The sequence below is a fragment of the Ruegeria sp. SATB027 genome, from assembly GCF_059613825.1.
Genome location: NZ_JBXWTH010000047.1, coordinates 41611 through 58227, shown reverse-complemented (window position 1 = coordinate 58227; position 16617 = coordinate 41611). Strand labels below are relative to the sequence as shown.

General features: G+C 58.0%; 13 protein-coding genes. 4 read left to right on the top strand and 9 right to left on the bottom strand.

Annotation, left to right across the window (positions count from 1 at the left end; genetic code table 11):
• Positions 1 to 90: 90 nt before the first annotated feature.
• The 3 genes from der to AC2FPW_RS13930 are packed head-to-tail and all read right to left on the bottom strand — an operon-like array spanning position 91 to position 3642.
• Positions 91 to 1554: a ribosome biogenesis GTPase Der gene (gene der, locus AC2FPW_RS13940; protein ID WP_480480322.1), complete on the bottom strand. Its 1464-nt coding sequence runs from the start codon at positions 1552 to 1554 to the stop codon at positions 91 to 93.
• A 49-nt stretch (positions 1555 to 1603) separates the two neighbouring features.
• The gene (locus AC2FPW_RS13935; RefSeq protein ID WP_480485240.1) at positions 1604 to 2926 is read right to left on the bottom strand and encodes a PQQ-like beta-propeller repeat protein; all 1323 of its coding nucleotides are present in this window, start codon (positions 2924 to 2926) and stop codon (positions 1604 to 1606) included.
• 44 nt (positions 2927 to 2970) lie between these two features.
• A complete protein-coding gene (locus tag AC2FPW_RS13930) occupies positions 2971 to 3642 on the bottom strand; it encodes a hypothetical protein (protein WP_480480318.1) in 672 nt (223 codons plus the stop codon).
• Positions 3643 to 3867: 225 nt separating this feature from the next.
• On the opposite strand from AC2FPW_RS13930, the gene AC2FPW_RS13925 reads away from it, so the two are divergent.
• Both AC2FPW_RS13925 and AC2FPW_RS13920 read left to right on the top strand, forming a co-directional pair.
• A complete protein-coding gene (locus tag AC2FPW_RS13925) occupies positions 3868 to 5094 on the top strand; it encodes an efflux RND transporter periplasmic adaptor subunit (RefSeq protein WP_480564192.1) in 1227 nt (408 codons plus the stop codon).
• A complete protein-coding gene (locus AC2FPW_RS13920; protein ID WP_496814175.1) occupies positions 5091 to 8870 on the top strand; it encodes an efflux RND transporter permease subunit in 3780 nt (1259 codons plus the stop codon). The genes AC2FPW_RS13925 and AC2FPW_RS13920 overlap by 4 nt, the downstream gene beginning before the upstream one ends.
• Positions 8871 to 8913: 43 nt before the next feature.
• On the opposite strand, the gene AC2FPW_RS13915 is transcribed toward AC2FPW_RS13920, so the two are convergent.
• From AC2FPW_RS13915 to AC2FPW_RS13905, 3 genes are read right to left on the bottom strand one after another with little or no spacing between them, the layout of a single operon-like run.
• Positions 8914 to 9312: a DUF2147 domain-containing protein gene (locus tag AC2FPW_RS13915; RefSeq protein WP_480564186.1), complete on the bottom strand. Its 399-nt coding sequence runs from the start codon at positions 9310 to 9312 to the stop codon at positions 8914 to 8916.
• A 58-nt stretch (positions 9313 to 9370) separates the two neighbouring features.
• Entirely contained in the window at positions 9371 to 11194 is a 1824-nt protein-coding gene (locus tag AC2FPW_RS13910; protein WP_496814174.1) for an ABCB family ABC transporter ATP-binding protein/permease, read from the bottom strand.
• A 58-nt stretch (positions 11195 to 11252) separates the two neighbouring features.
• Positions 11253 to 12659 (bottom strand): LysM peptidoglycan-binding domain-containing protein, encoded by a 1407-nt coding sequence (locus AC2FPW_RS13905; RefSeq protein ID WP_496814173.1) that lies wholly within the window; start codon positions 12657 to 12659, stop codon positions 11253 to 11255.
• A 127-nt stretch (positions 12660 to 12786) separates the two neighbouring features.
• Between AC2FPW_RS13905 and AC2FPW_RS13900 the strand changes: the two genes are divergently transcribed.
• Positions 12787 to 13338 carry an LOG family protein gene (locus tag AC2FPW_RS13900; protein WP_496814172.1) on the top strand — a complete coding sequence of 184 codons (552 nt, stop codon included), beginning with the start codon at positions 12787 to 12789 and terminating at the stop codon, positions 13336 to 13338.
• A gap of 104 nt (positions 13339 to 13442) precedes the next feature.
• Here the strand turns inward: AC2FPW_RS13900 and AC2FPW_RS13895 are convergent, their stop codons facing one another.
• Both AC2FPW_RS13895 and AC2FPW_RS13890 read right to left on the bottom strand, forming a co-directional pair.
• Positions 13443 to 14321 (bottom strand): metallophosphoesterase, encoded by an 879-nt coding sequence (locus AC2FPW_RS13895; RefSeq protein WP_496814171.1) that lies wholly within the window; start codon positions 14319 to 14321, stop codon positions 13443 to 13445.
• 4 nt (positions 14322 to 14325) lie between these two features.
• A complete protein-coding gene (locus AC2FPW_RS13890; RefSeq protein WP_170704218.1) occupies positions 14326 to 14925 on the bottom strand; it encodes a superoxide dismutase in 600 nt (199 codons plus the stop codon).
• Between the two features lie 121 nt (positions 14926 to 15046).
• Between AC2FPW_RS13890 and AC2FPW_RS13885 the strand changes: the two genes are divergently transcribed.
• Positions 15047 to 15787, top strand: coding sequence for an FkbM family methyltransferase (locus AC2FPW_RS13885; protein WP_496814170.1), 741 nt, complete (start codon positions 15047 to 15049; stop codon positions 15785 to 15787).
• 33 nt (positions 15788 to 15820) lie between these two features.
• On the opposite strand, the gene AC2FPW_RS13880 is transcribed toward AC2FPW_RS13885, so the two are convergent.
• Entirely contained in the window at positions 15821 to 16381 is a 561-nt protein-coding gene (locus tag AC2FPW_RS13880; protein WP_496814169.1) for a hypothetical protein, read from the bottom strand.
• Between the last annotated feature and the right edge of the window lie 236 nt (positions 16382 to 16617).

Below are 16617 nucleotides of genomic sequence, written 5' to 3'. Positions count from 1 at the left end.
GTGCCCAAACAAATGCACACGCATGAATGCTAGCGTGGAGAACAGAAACTGTCACGCCCCCGTGAGGTAAGATGCTGAAAATTGGCGCAGTTACGCGCGGCCCTTGAGATGCTTGGCCAATGCGCCCGCATTTTTCTTGCGCCGCCCCTTATATGGGTTCTTGTCGCCCTGCCCGCGCAGCGTCAGACGGATTGGGGTGCCAGGCATGTCAAAGTCCTGACGCAACCCGTTGACCAGATAGCGGGTATAGCTTTCGGGCATCTTATCGGGATGAGAACACATCACAACAAAACCCGGCGGCCGCGTTTTGGCCTGGGTCATATAGCGCAGCTTGATGCGGCGGCCCTGCGGGGCCGGCGGCGGGTGCTGTTCCAGCATGGCAGTCAGCCACCGGTTCAACGCCGCGGTTGGCACACGGCGGTTCCAGACATCATGGGCGCGCAAGATGGCGGCGCGCAATCTCTCCAGACCGCGACCCGTTTTCGCCGAGACGGTGACCAGAGGGGCACCGCGCAGCTGCGGCAGCAAGCGATCAAAGGCTTCTTTCAGTTCCCGCAGCTTTTCCTGCTTGTTTTCCTCGACGTCCCACTTGTTTACAGCAACGACAACAGCCCGGCCTTCGCGTTCGGCCAAATCGGCAATTCTCAGGTCCTGTTGTTCAAATGGAATGGCTGCGTCCAGCAGTACGACGACAACCTCGGCGAACTTCACCGCGCGCAGACCGTCTGACACCGAAAGCTTTTCCAGCTTTTCCTGTACCTTTGCTTTCTTGCGCATTCCCGCCGTATCAAAGATCCGCATCGGAGTGCTTTCTCCGTCCGGGTCGGCCCAATCGATCCGCAGGCTGATAGCGTCACGGGTGATCCCGGCCTCGGGCCCGGTCAACAGGCGGTCTTCGCCGATGATCTTGTTGATCAGCGTGGACTTGCCCGCATTCGGACGGCCAACCACGGCCACCTGCAAAGGCTTGGCAGCGGTGATCAGGGGCATTTCGCCCTCACCGTCTTCATCCAACTCAATATCTGTTTCCGGGGCTTCTTCGACCTGCTTTTCCTCGGCTGCATCCGCCAATGGCATCAGCTGAGCATAAAGGTCGGTCATCCCCTCGCCATGTTCACCCGACATGCGCACCGGTTCACCCAGACCCAGATTGTATGCCTCGAGAACCCCGGCATCCGCTGCGCTGCCTTCAGCCTTGTTGGCCGCAAGGATCACGTGCTTGGACCGCTTGCGCAGGATTTCTGCAAACATCTCATCCGTGGGCGTCAGCCCGACCCGCGCGTCGATCATAAACAGGCAGACATCGGCCATGTCCACGGCGCGCTCGGTCAGGCGGCGCATCCGGCCCTGCAAACTGTCATCTGTCGCGTCTTCAAGCCCGGCCGTGTCGATCACGGTAAAGCGCAGATCGCCCAGACGCCCTTCGCCCTCGCGCAAGTCACGCGTCACACCAGGCTGGTCGTCGACCAGGGCCAGACGTTTGCCCACGAGGCGGTTGAACAATGTGGATTTGCCCACATTCGGGCGCCCCACGATGGCGAGGGTCAGCGACATGATACTCTACTTTCAAGACTCAAGTTGCGCCCTTTAACGCATCTTGCCGTCAACGGAAAGCGTGTAGATCACCTTTGGTCGAAACAACATACAGCGTCTGCCCGGCCACAACAGGGGATGCTGTCGCGCCTCCGGGAACCTCAGCCTGATGTACCAGTGTTCCGTCAACTGGATTGAAGAACCGCAGATACCCGTCGTTGGACGCAACCACGATACGACCCCCGGCCAGAATTGGGCCGTAGTGCGCGAAGATCGGTCCCCGGCGGCCACGCTTGTCCTTGACAAAGCCCGGCAGGTCCTGCGCCCAGATGACAGACCCGTCTGCCGCGTTCAGGCGCACCAGCTGGCTGCGATCACTGATCAGGAAAATGCTGTTGCCCGCAGGCCAGACAGTATCGACCGCACCTTCATCCGCCGTCCACTGGCGCTCACCGGAAGCGGCATCAAATGCGACGGTCCGACCCGAGTGATTGCCGATGTAGATACTGTTGCCAACAACCATCGGACCGCCGGTCACATCGACGATTTGTGCCGCAGCGCGCCCGCGACGCCCCCCTGCCACAGACGCGTTCCATCGACGGATACCGCCGCGGCGGAACGTGGCGGCTACGTCGCCCGAGCCAAAGGCAAATACGGCCAGATCAGACGCAATTGCAGGCGCAGGCGCACCCAGAACGTTCCCGACGCTGGGTGTGCCTTCGAATTGCCAGGCTATGCGTCCGTCCTTGGTGTTTACAGCCCACCCTGTTTCGTCTCCGGCCACAACGTATAACAGCCCGTCGTTCACCAGCGGTGCGCCGCTGCCAGTCGCCTCCAAGCGTTTTTGCCAGCGCACAGAACCCGATTTGGCGTCCAGCGCAGTCAGCCGACCGAACCCTGACGACACATAAAGGACGCCGTCGGCATAAGCCAAACCACCACCTGTTGCATCCGAGTCGCCATCACTTGGCGGGATCAGGTCGGTCTCCCATGCCAACTGCCCCTGCGGTGTGACCGCTGAAACGGTCGCCCCCGAATCCAGTGTAAAAATCAATCCTCCCGCAACCACCGGCTCGGCGGTAATGCGCTGCTTGCGCGAGTCGCCCTGCCCGATCGAAACTGACCAGATCCGCTGTGGAGTCGCGCGCAAGGCGGCATGCGTGGTCCGGTACGCGGGCGTTCCCGGACTTTGGGACCAGCTGGCGTTGACCTGTTGCCCCGGCAGGCTGATCGGTTGCGAGCCGCGCTTTTCGACCGTTTCAAGATCTGAAACAGGGCGAATATCCTCGCGTTCACCCGGCAGAATGGCTTCGGGCGGCTCACAGGCCGCCAATGCGGTCAGGGCCAGCGCCGCAAAAGGCATTCCCGTGCGGGAAAAAAATCTTTTTACCATGATACTCCGAACTCACCTGTCGTTAAGTCTTTTGTCCCGCCTGGTCAGCCTTGCTGCGCCACCAATGGTTCAGGTTCCCCACCCAAAGCAATGATCATTTGCGCGGCGCGCTGTTGCAGGTCGATACCCACCTCGGCATCCTGCCGCAGCGCCTGCAACCGGTCCAGCGCAGCATCGACATTGCCGTCGGCCACGTCAATCAGGGCCAACTGTTCTTCCGCCAGCAACCGCAGAGGAGCTCCGGGGGATGCCAACGCCTCGAACTGCTGACGCCGGTCGGCGGCAGGCAAGGTGTCACCCTGCAAAAGCAGCGATTTGAAGCTTGCTATCGCGCGGTAAATCTCGGGCAGGTCGCCCTGAACGGCCACCGCGTTCAGGCTGTTGACCGCGTCCTCTCGGGATCCGGATTCGACCTGTGACGCGGACAGCAACATATCCAGCACTGCTTTCCCGCCCGGTGACATCGCCTCTGCCTGCGCAAGACCAGCAGCCCTTGCAGCCGGGTCATTTTCGGACAACGCAGCAAGAATGGTGTCACCCAATTGCTGAGCTTGCGCCGTGTCCCGCGCCTTGCGGTATTCATTGAAAGCGGCACCGCCTACGATCAACACGACGGCGACGACACCCACCCAGCCCCAGCGGCGCAGCAACAGATAGATCCGGTCGCGGCGCACCTCTTCGGTGACCTCATCAATGAAACTGTCAATATCGCTCATCCAAGCCCCCGGGCTGTCTATCTTGTATAAGTGCGCCATGTCATACCCCGGCACCAACGCCAAGCCAAGGGTTCGATTTTGCACATTTTGACCGCTTTGCTTCCCTCTTGCGAAAAAATGCAAACCGAACTATTCAGTTCAGTATGGAAAAGATGCCGAACAGACCCCATTTCATGGCGTGACAGCCCAAGTATTAATGGCGCAGATTCTTAGGAGAAACACTGTATGCGTTTGATTTCATTCATCAACGCCCTTCTCGTGATTGTTGCACTGTATTTTCTGGTGTTTGAACGTGACACCTTGTTCGCCTTTGCCGGACGCGGTGATGCCGTGGAAGCAACACAAGACGAAGCAGCAGAAACCGAAAACTCCGATATCTCTGCCGTGGGCGTTGTCGCCGTGCGCTCGCAAGCGCGCGAAATTGACAGCGCCGTGCTGCTGCGTGGTCAGACCAAGGCGAACCGGCAGGTCGAAGTGCTTTCAGAAACCACGTCCACCGTTATCTCTGAGCCCAAACGCAAAGGTGCGTTTGTAGAGGCCGGTGACATATTATGCGAACTTGATCCCGGCACGCGCCCGGCACAACTGGCCGAAGCCATGGCGGGCAAACTGGAAGCCCAGAGCCGCATCCCCGAAGCCGAAGCACGCCTGACAGAGGCACATGCGCTTGTGGCCGAGGCCGAGATCAATCTGACTGCCTCGCGCAAACTGGCTGAAACCGGATATGCGTCGGAAACCCGCCGCATCTCCAGCGAAGCGGTGATGAGCTCTGCGAAAGCAGGTGTGAAAACAGCCGAAGCCGGGTTGGAAGCCACGCGTGCAGGTATCGAAGCCGCCGCAGCAGCAGTCGAGGCCGCACAGCGAGAGGTTGGCCGCCTGACCATCAAAGCCCCCTTCAAGGGCTTGCTGGAAAGCGACACTGCAGAACTGGGCAGCCTGATGCAACCCGGATCACTTTGCGCGACAGTCATTCAACTGGACCCGATCAAGCTGGTCGGCTTCGTGCCCGAGACCGAAGTCAATCGGGTGCTTGTTGGGTCCGAAGCATCGGCAACACTTGTAACCGGTCGGCAACTGGGCGGTCGGGTCACGTTCCTCAGCCGTTCAGCGGACGAGACAACACGTACATTTGAGGTGGAAATCACCGTTCCGAACCCAGACTTGACCATTCGCGACGGTCAGACCGCCACCATCCTCATCGCGGCTGAAGGAACGAAAGCCCACCTGCTGCCGCAATCGGCGCTGACACTCAGCAACGAAGGAAAATTGGGTGTGCGCACAGTTGGCGCAGGCAACGTTGTTGACTTCATGCCAGTCCGCATCCTGCGCGACACCGCCGAAGGTGTCTGGATCGACGGCCTACCGGAAACGGTTGATATCATCGTGGTCGGGCAGGAATTCGTGATCCGCGGTGTTACCGTTGCACCAACTTATCGGGAAGCCTCGCAATGACGGGTATCGTCGCATGGGCCGCAGGCAGGGCCCGAATGGTAATGGCGTTTATCGCCATTTCACTGGTCGTAGGCGGCTTTGCCTACGTCTCGCTTCCGAAAGAGGGTGAACCGGATATTGAAATCCCTGCCCTTTTCGTTTCGGTGCAGTTTCCCGGGATTTCAGCGGAAGATTCGGAAAACCTTCTGGTCAAGCCAATGGAGACCGAACTGGCGGATCTCGACGGGCTCAAGGAAATGTCTTCGACTGCGGCCGAAGGCTATGCCGGGGTCGCGCTGGAGTTTGAATTCGGCTGGGACAAGACCTCGATCATGGCGGACGTGCGCGATGCCATGAACACGGCCCAGGCTGATTTCCCTGAAGGTGCGGAACAATACTCGCTGACGGAAATCAACTTTTCCGAGTTCCCGATCGTCATCGTCAACCTGACGGGGGCCGTTCCGGAACGCACAATGGCCCGTGTCGCCAAGGATTTGCAGGACGAGCTTGAGGCGCTGGATTCCGTTCTCGAAGCGGGTATCGCGGGCAATCGTGACGAGTTGCTTGAGGTCGTGATCGACCCACTGCGGCTTGAAGCATACAACGTGACCGCGGCCGAGTTGATCAATGTCGTGCGAAACAACAACCAGTTGATCGCAGCGGGCGAAGTCGAAACCGCACAGGGTACATTCTCGGTCAAGATCCCATCGTCATTCAAAACGGCGCAGGATGTCTATGCCTTGCCGGTCAAGGTCAATGGCGACCGGGTTGTAACGCTGGGTGAGCTTGCACAGATCAACTACACTTTTGAAGATCGCGAAGGTACCGCCCGCTTCAACGGCGAGGCGACCGTCGCGCTGCAGGTTGTCAAACGCAAGGGTTTTAACCTGATCGACACCGTTACGCAGGTGAAGGAAACCATTGCTGAGGCCAAGACCAAATGGCCGCCCGAGCTTCAGGCGGCGGTCGAGCTTGGGACATCGAACGACCAGAGCCGCATTGTCGGTTCGATGGTCAGCCAGCTTGAAGGCTCGGTTCTGACCGCAATCGCCCTGGTGATGATCGTGGTTCTGGCCTCTTTGGGTACGAGGGCCGCGCTTTTGGTCGGTTTTGCAATCCCGACCTCGTTCCTTCTGTGTTTCGCGTTTCTTGCGGTCATGGGCATCAGTATCTCGAACATCGTTATGTTCGGCCTCATCCTGGCCGTGGGGATGCTGGTCGACGGTGCCATCGTGGTGGTGGAATACGCAGACAAACGCATCAAGGAAGGTGTCGGCCCGATGCATGCCTATGTCGAGGCGGCCCAACGTATGTTCTGGCCCATCGTATCCTCGACCGCGACGACGCTATGTGCCTTTCTGCCCATGCTGTTCTGGCCCGGTATTCCGGGTGAATTCATGGGGATGCTGCCGGTCACGCTGATCTTTGTTCTGTCGGCTTCGCTGATTGTGGCGCTGATCTACCTGCCGGTCATGGGAGGCGTTTCGGGGCGTCTGAGCCGCGTTTTCGACCGGTCTTCGAACTGGCTCCGGGCGCGTACCCGGTGGTGGGTTCGGGCAGTGATGGTACCCCCGTCGCTCTACATGATTTTCCTGGGTGCGATGCAAGTTCTGAACCCTGACTATCTGCTGCCCGGAGGAGTGATCGCAGGTGCCCTGCTGTTCCTGTTCGGGGCCTTTGCCGGGTCTGTAACGCTGAGCGCAGCCAAGTTCGAGCGGGCGGAAGAAAACCACGTTCACACGGCGGACGAACACACACCTTTCGGACATGTGATCGGGTTCCTTGTCGGCAACCCGATTATGCCGATTGTGTCGCTGGCGGCAGTTTTCTCTGCCGTATATTTCGTGACCTTCGTCTGGTTCCCGCAGGAATCCCGAGGTGTCGAATTCTTTGTTGAAAGCGAACCGGAACAGGCAACTGCTTACGTCCGTGCCCGTGGCAACCTGTCACTGGCTGAAAAAGACGAGATGGTGCTGCAGGCCGAACAGATCATTGGATCTCACCCGGCAGTAATCAACGTCTTTTCCTTTGCAGGCGAAGGCGGTCTGAACCAGAACACCGGCGGCGCGCAGGCACCGGCGGACACGGTGGGGCGCGTCCAGTTTGAAATTATCCCATGGGAAGATCGCCCGAACGTTTCGGAATCCGCTTTGTGGGGATTGTTTGAGCGCCACTTTGTGGCACCCGAATATGATGGCGATTACGTAATCGACGATCTCAACGCCAAACTGGCGACAATACCCGGTATCGTTGTTGAAATCCTGGCATTGGAACAGGGCCCGGCCTCGGCCAAGCCCGTTCACCTGCGCATCAAGGGGGACGGTTGGGACGAACTGACATCGGCCACCGTCACCGCGCGCCAGGTCTTTGACGAAACGCCGGGGCTGATCAAAACCGAAGACACCCTACCCTTGCCGGGCATCGATTGGCAGATTGATGTCGACGTGGCAAAGGCCGGCCGGTTCGGTGCTGATGTGGCAACCGTCGGTGCCATGGTGCAGCTGGTGACACGCGGCATCCTGCTGGGTGAGATGCGCCCCGACAGCACGGATGAAGAGATCGAGATCCGTGTCCGATTGCCGGAACAGGATCGCGTGCTGTCGACATTGGACACGCTCAAGGTCCGCACGCCGGACGGGTTGGTTCCGCTGTCGAACTTCGTGACCCGGGAACCCGTGGCCAAACTGGCCCAGATCAACCGTGTCGACCAGCAACGTTATTATGACGTCAAGGCGGATGTCGAACCGGGGCTGAGCAAGGTTGTGACCAAAGGGCCGGACGGGAAAGAAGAACGTCTGGCTGTAATGCGTGAGGTGACCGACGGTTATACTCCTACCGGCACCGTGCTGGACGGCGACGGTGGAAAGTCCTACGAACTGGTTCAACTGACCGGTGCAGAGAGTATTGACCAACTGCGTAGCACGATTGACGCAGGAGACGCGCAGTTCGCCCTGATCAACCCGAATGAGCGGATCGCAGTTCTGACCGAATGGTTGGAAACCAGCCCCTTCGCCAACTCGATCAGCTGGCAATGGACCGGTGATCAGGAAGAGCAGGAAGAATCCGGCGCATTTCTGGTGAACGCCTTCATGGGCGCATTGGGGCTGATGTTCGTGATCCTGCTGGCCCAGTTTAACTCGTTCTACAATTCGGTGCTGGTGCTGTTGGCAGTTGTTCTTTCGACCACCGGGGTTCTGATCGGCATGATCGTGATGGAGCAACCCTTCTCGATCATCATGACCGGCACCGGCATCGTTGCGCTGGCGGGAATTGTGGTGAACAACAACATTGTTCTGATCGATACCTATCAGGAATACAGCGCCTATATGCCAAGGATCGATGCAATCGTCCGCACTGCGGAATCCCGCATCCGCCCGGTTCTGCTGACTACGTTGACGACGATGGCCGGTCTGACCCCGATGATGTTTGGGCTTTCGCTGGACTTTATCAATGGCGGCTATTCCATCGACAGTCCCACTGCCCTGTGGTGGAAACAGCTGGCCACAGCGGTTGTCTTCGGTCTTGGCATCGCCACTGTTCTTACACTGATCGTGACGCCGTCGCTTCTGGCACTGCGTGTCTGGGTGACAACTTACGCTGTCTGGCTCAGCCGCGGGCTTGCCCGTGTGACTGCGGGGCGGTCCAGTCAGATCGCGCAGGACATGGCTATTGGTCGCTCGGCCCGCAAACTACAGGCGACCGAGATTGTGTGGGACGAACCGTCACAATCCGAAGTCCGGTCACGAGACGAGCCTATAGATCAGGTTCCGGGATCGCCGCTTAAAGCCGCAGAATAAGAATGAAAGGACCGGGATTTCCGGTCCTTTTCGTTTTCTGTCGTCACAATCTGGACCATGTCTGGTGCGCGCAAATCGCGTGTTCACAGCCTTTGACCATGAGCTTGTTTCCCTGCAACGTCATCTGAGGAACAGCGTCAACGTCGATCAGGGGAACCCAGAACTCACCCCCGCCGTATTTTCCACCGCCTTCGCTCGACACATCCCAGAACAGCTTTTTCCCAATATTCGGCGTTTGAACCTCCTTGCCTGATGAATCAAAAGCCGAAAGTATCGTGCCGCAGAACTTGCCCGCGCAGGCGGATATCTTGATATGCGAGATCAGGTTCTTGCGATCAGGCTCGGTCTTCCAAACGCCCTCGATCGGGTCAGCTGCGACCATAGCCGGAAGAAGAACCGCAACAGCGACAGGTACTATTCGTCTTGCTAATCCATTGATCATGGCGTTCCCCTTCATGCACGGCGCATCCTAGCACATTCCGCAGGGCAAGATGAGCCCCTCAGGCGGCCTCACTGTCCGACTGCTGGCGGTTCCACAGTTGAGCATATCGCCCAGACCGTGCCAACAGCTCGTCATGTGTGCCCTGTTCGATGATCTCACCGGCCTCAAGAACAACAATCCGATCAGCCTCGGCAATGGTGCTGAGGCGATGGGCAATCGTGATCACGGTCCGCCCTTCCCCTGCGCGCGCCAGCGCATCCTTGATGTCCTGTTCCGTGTCGGTATCCAGGGCCGAGGTCGCCTCGTCCAGCAACAGGATCGGAGGGTTCTTCAGCAATGTCCGCGCTATGCCAACCCGTTGCTTTTCGCCGCCGGACAGTTTCAGACCGCGCTCACCCACCATGGTGTCGTACCCGTCGGGCAGCGAAGTGATAAAGTCATGAATCTGGGCGGCGCGGGCTGCGGCCTCGACATCCCCAGGGGTGGCATCGTCGCGCCCATACGCAATGTTGTAGCGAATGGTGTCGTTAAACAGCACTGTATCCTGTGGCACAACGCCGATCGCTGCATGCAGGCTGGTCTGGGTCACATTCCGCACATCCTGCCCGTCGATCTTCAGCGCGCCTTTGGTCACGTCGTAAAACCGAAACAACAGCCGCCCGATGGTCGACTTGCCAGACCCAGTCGCCCCGACGATTGCGACCGTCTGTCCGGCCGGAACCATCAAGGAAACACCCTTGAGGATTTCCCTTTCGGGGTCATACCCAAAATGCACATCTTCAAGTGTGACCTCACCACCTTTGACCGCAAGCTCGGGTGCATCGGGCTGATCGGTGACTTCGGCAGGTTGTTCGAGCAGATCAAACATCTGCCCCATATCAACCAGCGATTGCCGGATCTCACGATAGACCGTCCCCAGAAAGTTCAGCGGTACGGTGATCTGGATCATGTAGGCGTTGACCATGACAAAATCGCCCACGGTCAGGTTCCCATTCTGAACGCCAATTGCGGCCAGAACCATGACTCCGATCAGGCCGCAGGTGATCAGGAAGGATTGGCCGAAGTTCAAAAACGCCAGCGAATAGGCGGTTTTCAGCGCCGCCCCGGCATAGGCTTTCATCGACACGTCGTAACGTGCAGCTTCGCGGGCTTCCGCGTTGAAATACTTGACGGTTTCGAAGTTCAGCAAACTGTCAATGGCGCGCTGATTGGCTTCGGTGTCCTGATCGTTCATCTCACGCCGCAGCTTTACCCGCCATTCGGTCACCGCGAAGGTGAACCAGATGTAAAGGCCGATGGTGACGGCGACGACCACCAGATACCAGACGTCGAACAACCACATCAGGATGATCGCAACCAACAACAGCTCAAGGATCAGCGGCCCGATCGAGAACAGCAGGAAGCGCAGCAGGAATTCAACGCCTTTGACGCCCCTCTCGATGATACGGCTCAACCCGCCGGTGCGGCGCGAGACGTGATAACGCATGGAAAGGTTATGGATATGTCTGAACGTCTCCAGTGCCAGCGCCCGCAAGGCCCGCTGTCCAACAGGGGCAAAGGCGGCGTCCCGCAATTGCTGGAACCCAACTGTCATCATGCGCGCCACGCCGTAGGCAACCGTCACGCCCACTGCGCCCAGCGCCAGCGGCGGCACGCCTTCACCTGCCAACGAGTCAACGGCGCCTTTGTAAAGGATCGGGGTATAGACCGCGATCAGTTTGGCCAGAACCAGCATCGCCATTGCGATAACCACGCGGCGCTTTACCCAAACCTCGTCCTGCGGCCAGAGGTAGGGCGCAACCTTGCGGATTGTGCGCCAGCCTGAACTGCGCTCGCCGCTCTGCACCCCGTCACTCGAGGCCATCGGAGATGTTCGTCTCATCACGTACCTTGTCTGCGGTCAGAGAAAGGCTCTGGCCCGCAAAGGACCAGCGCGTTGATTATTCCGGTATCGTAAAGATTTGCCCCGGATAGATCAGATCCGGGTCGCGGATCAAGTCGCGGTTGGCTTCGAACAGGCGCACATACAGGATGCCATCGCCAAAGCGGTCACGCGAGATCGCCCACAGCGTGTCACCCCGCTGCACAGTGACCGACCGAATTGCCGGGGCATTGTCCTGCGCGGCCGTTCCGTCACCGCCACCTGATGCTGCTTCCAAAACTTCCACAGGCTCGCGTTTGAAGGGGGTTTCGACCCGGCTGAGGACCTTCCCGTCCGTGTTCACCGCGTCAACACGCAACGTGTAAACACCGGGGTCGATACCGTCCAGATCACTCCGCCAGGATCCATCCTGTTCCGGAGCAAGGTCGGCAACCAGACGATTGTCCAGATACACCCTGATGGCCGCCCCGTCCTGTACTCGCCCGGTCAACTGGACATCACCGGTTTCGGAATACCCGATGGTATCCAGCGCGACCTGTTCCGGCGGGGTATCCCGAACCACGGGCGGTTGCACGAGTTCAACGCCTTCTTCGCCCGACCGCAGTACCGCGATCTGCTGACCCGTTTCAGATGTCTCTGCCGATGTCTCTGCCGATGTCTCTGCCGACTGGTCGGCAACCTGCGCTTCGCTGGCTTCTGGCGCGGTCGCCACAGGGTCTGATGTTTCGGTCTCAGCTGGGGTTTCGGTCTCTGGATCGACAACCGCCGAGGCTATCTGTTCTTCAGCTTCGGTTGTTTCGCCCTGATCAACAGCGTCAGTTTGCTGCGCAACCGGCTCTTCCTCGACCGGCTTCGGCAGAGCGGCGATCAGATAGTCGTCAGACCGGGTTGTTTGCCCGCCGCTTTTGCTGTGCAGGATTAGCCCCTGCGCGGCATCGCTGAAGGGGATCGAGACGAACTCGGCGAATTGCCCGCTGCTGTCCACCGTGAATGTATGCACGGTTTCACCGTTCAGCAGAACCTCAATCTGGCTACCCGGCTCAGCGTCACCTGACAAAAGCGCCGTTCCGTCCGCTTCAACAAAAATCTGATCCAAAACCGGGGGGGGCGCGGGTGCCTGTGCATTCTCTTCCGTCAGGGCCGTTGTGGTATCTGTGTCTGAAACAACATCTGTTGCCGCAGCCGTATCTTCAGCGGGATCAGCGGTTGGTACCTCATCCGGTGTCACGGCGGCCTGCTCAGCTGGTTCTGTTGTGGTAGTTTCCGCAGGCGCTTCGGCCGCTTGTTCCTGCGGTTGCGTGGCTGCAACGGACGCGGGTTCCTGCGGTGCACCCGCCTCAGGCTCTGGCGCTTTGGTGAAAGCGCCGGACAGATACAAACCCCCAACGCCCAGCACGGCAACCAGACCCGCAATCACACCCCAGACAAAATTGCCCGAGCTTCCGTTTCCCGATTTGGCGTCCATTGTTTTCCTTTCACCCCGCCGTACAAAAGCTTTGTCTTCAAAAGCCTTCCAGCGGACAGTTGAGCCAATCTATCAATCCCGCTATCAGGGGTCAAAACCTCTGACACAACCCCGGAGCGTCTCTTTCATGTCTCAGAAATCCGTCTGTGTGTATTGCGGGTCACGCAATGGGGCCGAGAAGGCTTATTCTGAAACCGCACGACAGTTTGGCAGCCTGCTTGCGCAGGAAGGCTGGCGGCTTGTTTACGGTGCCGGAGATGTCGGACTGATGGGCGAAGTCGCCCGGGCCGCGCAACAGGCCGGTGGAGAGACCTTTGGCGTCATTCCGGTGCATCTGGTCAAACGAGAGGTCGGCAAGACCGACCTGAGCCATTTCGTGATCACCGAAACCATGCACGAGCGGAAAAAGGTCATGATCATGAACGCTGACGCCGTTGTTGTTCTGCCAGGTGGGCCGGGATCACTGGACGAGCTTTTTGAAGCGCTGACCTGGCGGCAGCTGGGCCTGCACGACAAACCCATCGTCATCGTCAATGTGAACGGCTATTGGGATGCGTTGAAAACCCTGTTGCATCAGGTGATCGGGCAAGGCTTTGCAGATCGATCACTGGGTGACTTTGTCATTTGGGCTGAAGATGCAGAAACAGCGATGACGGCCCTGCGCGACAAGCTGCGGTAAACCCGGCAGGTCGCGAAGGTGTGTGACCGAACGCAGCTGTGCATCGTTGCCGCACATATGCGGGCAAGACATTGGGCTGGTCGATTTGGTGAAGCCTCAGGTCTTTAGGCAGACAGTTCGATAACCGTGATCTCGGGGGTTACACCAAATCGAACCGGAAGAATGGAACATCCAATGCCGCCGGACACAACCAGATCACGCCCGCCTTCGCGCACATGCCCATAAGCATATCTGTTGCCGTATCTAGAGGGAACGATCGGCGACCAGCCAAACAGACGAATCTGACCGCCATGCGTATGACCGGATAGCGTCAAAGCCACCCTGTCGGGCACTTGAGGGAAGATGTCGGGCTCATGCGCCATCATCACAACCGGGGCATCATCGGTGATTTGCGCCAGTGTCCCCGACAGATCATCCAGCCCCTGCGGTTTACCGTTTCGCCAGATCGCAAGCTGATCTTCAAGACCCGCCAACCAGAAACCAAGAGCTTCTAGCTTGATGGCGGTATTCGACAAAACCGTAATTCCGCTCTGCTCCAGCGCATCGACATATTGGTTGGGGCCAGCACCACGGCGCTGCGCCTGCCGGTCATCCCACCAGTCGTGATTGCCAAGTACAGCAAAGACGCCGTTCTTGGCCTCAAGGTTGGCAAGAACCGGTGCCAGATCTTTCATTTCGACAGGACGCAAAACGCCTTTGTGGCTTGCGAAGAAATCACCCAGAAGCAGGATCATATCCGGCGCAAGCGCATTCGTACGCCGTACCACCTGTTTTATTCGGTCCAGCCCGACCAAAGGTTCGCCCAGATGCAAATCTGCCAGTACGGCAATCCTGAGCGGCGGCGCAGTCCAATCCTCTCGCCGGACGCGCCATTTTCGCACGCGCAGCCGCAGGGCGGGTTCGATGAAAAACCCGTAGACTGATGTGATTAGGCCTGCCAGCGTCACCGCCAGCAGGCCCTTGATAAACCGGCGTCGGTTCAATGACTTACATCCGCGACGCGACGTTTTCCCAGTTCACCAGATTGTCGAGGAAGTTCGACAGATAAGCCGGACGTTTGTTGCGGAAGTCGATGTAGTATGAGTGTTCCCAAACGTCACAACCCAGCAGCGCAGTCTGACCAAAGCACAGCGGATTCACGCCGTTTTCAGTCTTGGTCACGGCCAGCGAGCCGTCAGCATTCTTGACCAGCCACGCCCAGCCCGAGCCGAACTGACCGGCACCAGCGGCGCTGAACTGCGATTTGAATTCGTCAACCGAACCAAAGCTTTCGGTCAGAGCTTTCTCAAGCTCACCGGGCATGGCGTTGTCGCCGGGGCCCATCATTTCCCAGAACTGGTTGTGGTTCCACAGCTGGCTGATGTTGTTGAAGATACCGTTCTGCGCGACGGCATTTGCGTCGTAGGTGCCAACGATGATCTCTTCCAGCGACTTGCCGTCCCATTCGGTGCCGGCGATCAGTTTATTGCCATTGTCGACATAGGCTTTGTGGTGCAGATCGTGGTGATATTCCAGTGTTTCCGCGGACATACCCTTGGCTGCCAGCGCGTCATGTGCATAAGGAAGATCAGGAAGTTCAAAAGCCATGTCGGCCCCCTGTATAAATTTGAGTTGCGGTTCCCAAGGTTAAATGCTTTGGCAGCCGCCGCAGGTCAAGGGCCGAGACAAGAAAACCCGGAGGCAGGCGATGCTGACACAGGCGCGCAAGATGTTCTACCGCGCCCGCGGTTACTATGCGGGCAACCTGAACGGCGAGCCATTTCGTCTGGACCCTTATCATTCAAAGTTCTGGCGTAAAGCCTCCACAGGCCAGTGGGAGCCTGAAACCTTTGCTGTTCTCGACCGGTATCTTTCGCCTGAAAGCGATTACCTGGATATCGGCGCATGGATCGGACCGACCGTTTTATACGGCGCGCGCAAGGCTCGCCATGTCTGGTGTTTTGAGCCAGATCCCACAGCGTTCCGCCACCTGGCCTGGAACCTTGACCTGAATGACATTCATAACGTTTCCGCCTTGGGTGTCGCGCTGTCGGATAAGTTCGGTGTCGCCCGCATGGCCTCGGTTCGTGGCGAACCCGGAGATTCTACCAGCTCCCTTCTGCACGACGGCGCGCACGGAACCGATGCCCTGACGATTGCCTGGGATCAGTTCGCCGCAGTGAACGATCTGTCCGCCGTGTCTTTGGTGAAGATGGATATCGAAGGCGCCGAATTTTCGGTGCTGCCGACGCTGGTGCCATGGCTGAAACAACAGCGCCCTGCCCTTTATCTTTCTACACATGCGGGACTGTTGGAGCCGAAGACACGACTGGATCGTATGGAGGAATTGGCTGAGCTACTTTCGTTCTACACTCACTGCCAGACAAGTGACGAGACCTGTCGAAGCTTTGAGTGTATGACCAAAGCTTCGACACTTTCCGGCTTCAAAACATTTTTGCTGACAGGTTAAGCGCCGCAATTGACGCGACGGCTTAGTATTCGCCTAGTACAGGCCTGCAGACGCAATTGGTTTGCACGTGCCTGTCCCATATGGTCGCAGACCCACATTTGCGTGCGGGAAGCTGACCCTCATTATTATAGCATTATTCTTGGGATTGAGCGTTGCAGTATACGCGACCCTGTAGTCGCCTGTTGCCTGAGCTGGCAAAGTCACACGCCACGACAACCGATATTCCCCTTTCCCCGTTTTCTTGAATTTGGCGTCTGCCGGTGTTTCAACAGGAGTATTTGCCAGTTCATTTGACGCACGAATTGCTCCGTCATAGGCTCTTGCGCGCTTGCCGTCTGCATCAACGCTCAAAAGCACCTTGCGTGGAATCCATCCCCGATCCTGTGTGCTATGTAGGTCGCATTCATAGCTTTGCACTTCCGCCTGAGCGGCGGCAGCCAACAAACAAAAAGCCAGAAAAAAAGAAGTTAGTTTCATTAGTTTTACCATTTCTTGTGTTCTCTTTGTTTTCAACTCGCGCCCTTCGGCCACCGGCCCTGCATTAGCAGCACAGGGGTGAACAGAGGAGCTGTGAGAATAATGATGCTTCGTCATTACGCCCTTGCGAAAATTAGGGCCTATCCGGGAAAATAACCATGCCAGCTAAACCAAGTGCTTTGATTTGCAACCAAATTTTAAGTCAGACGCTCTTTCGCATCCAGCGCGAACAGACTGAATCACTTTCTCCAAATGGATGCAAGGCCGTCGCGCTCATAATCGTAAGCCCAGGTTGAAAAGGAATATTGAGTTGGCTGTCCTGAAAAAAGAAACCGCCCGCAATCAGCGGGCGG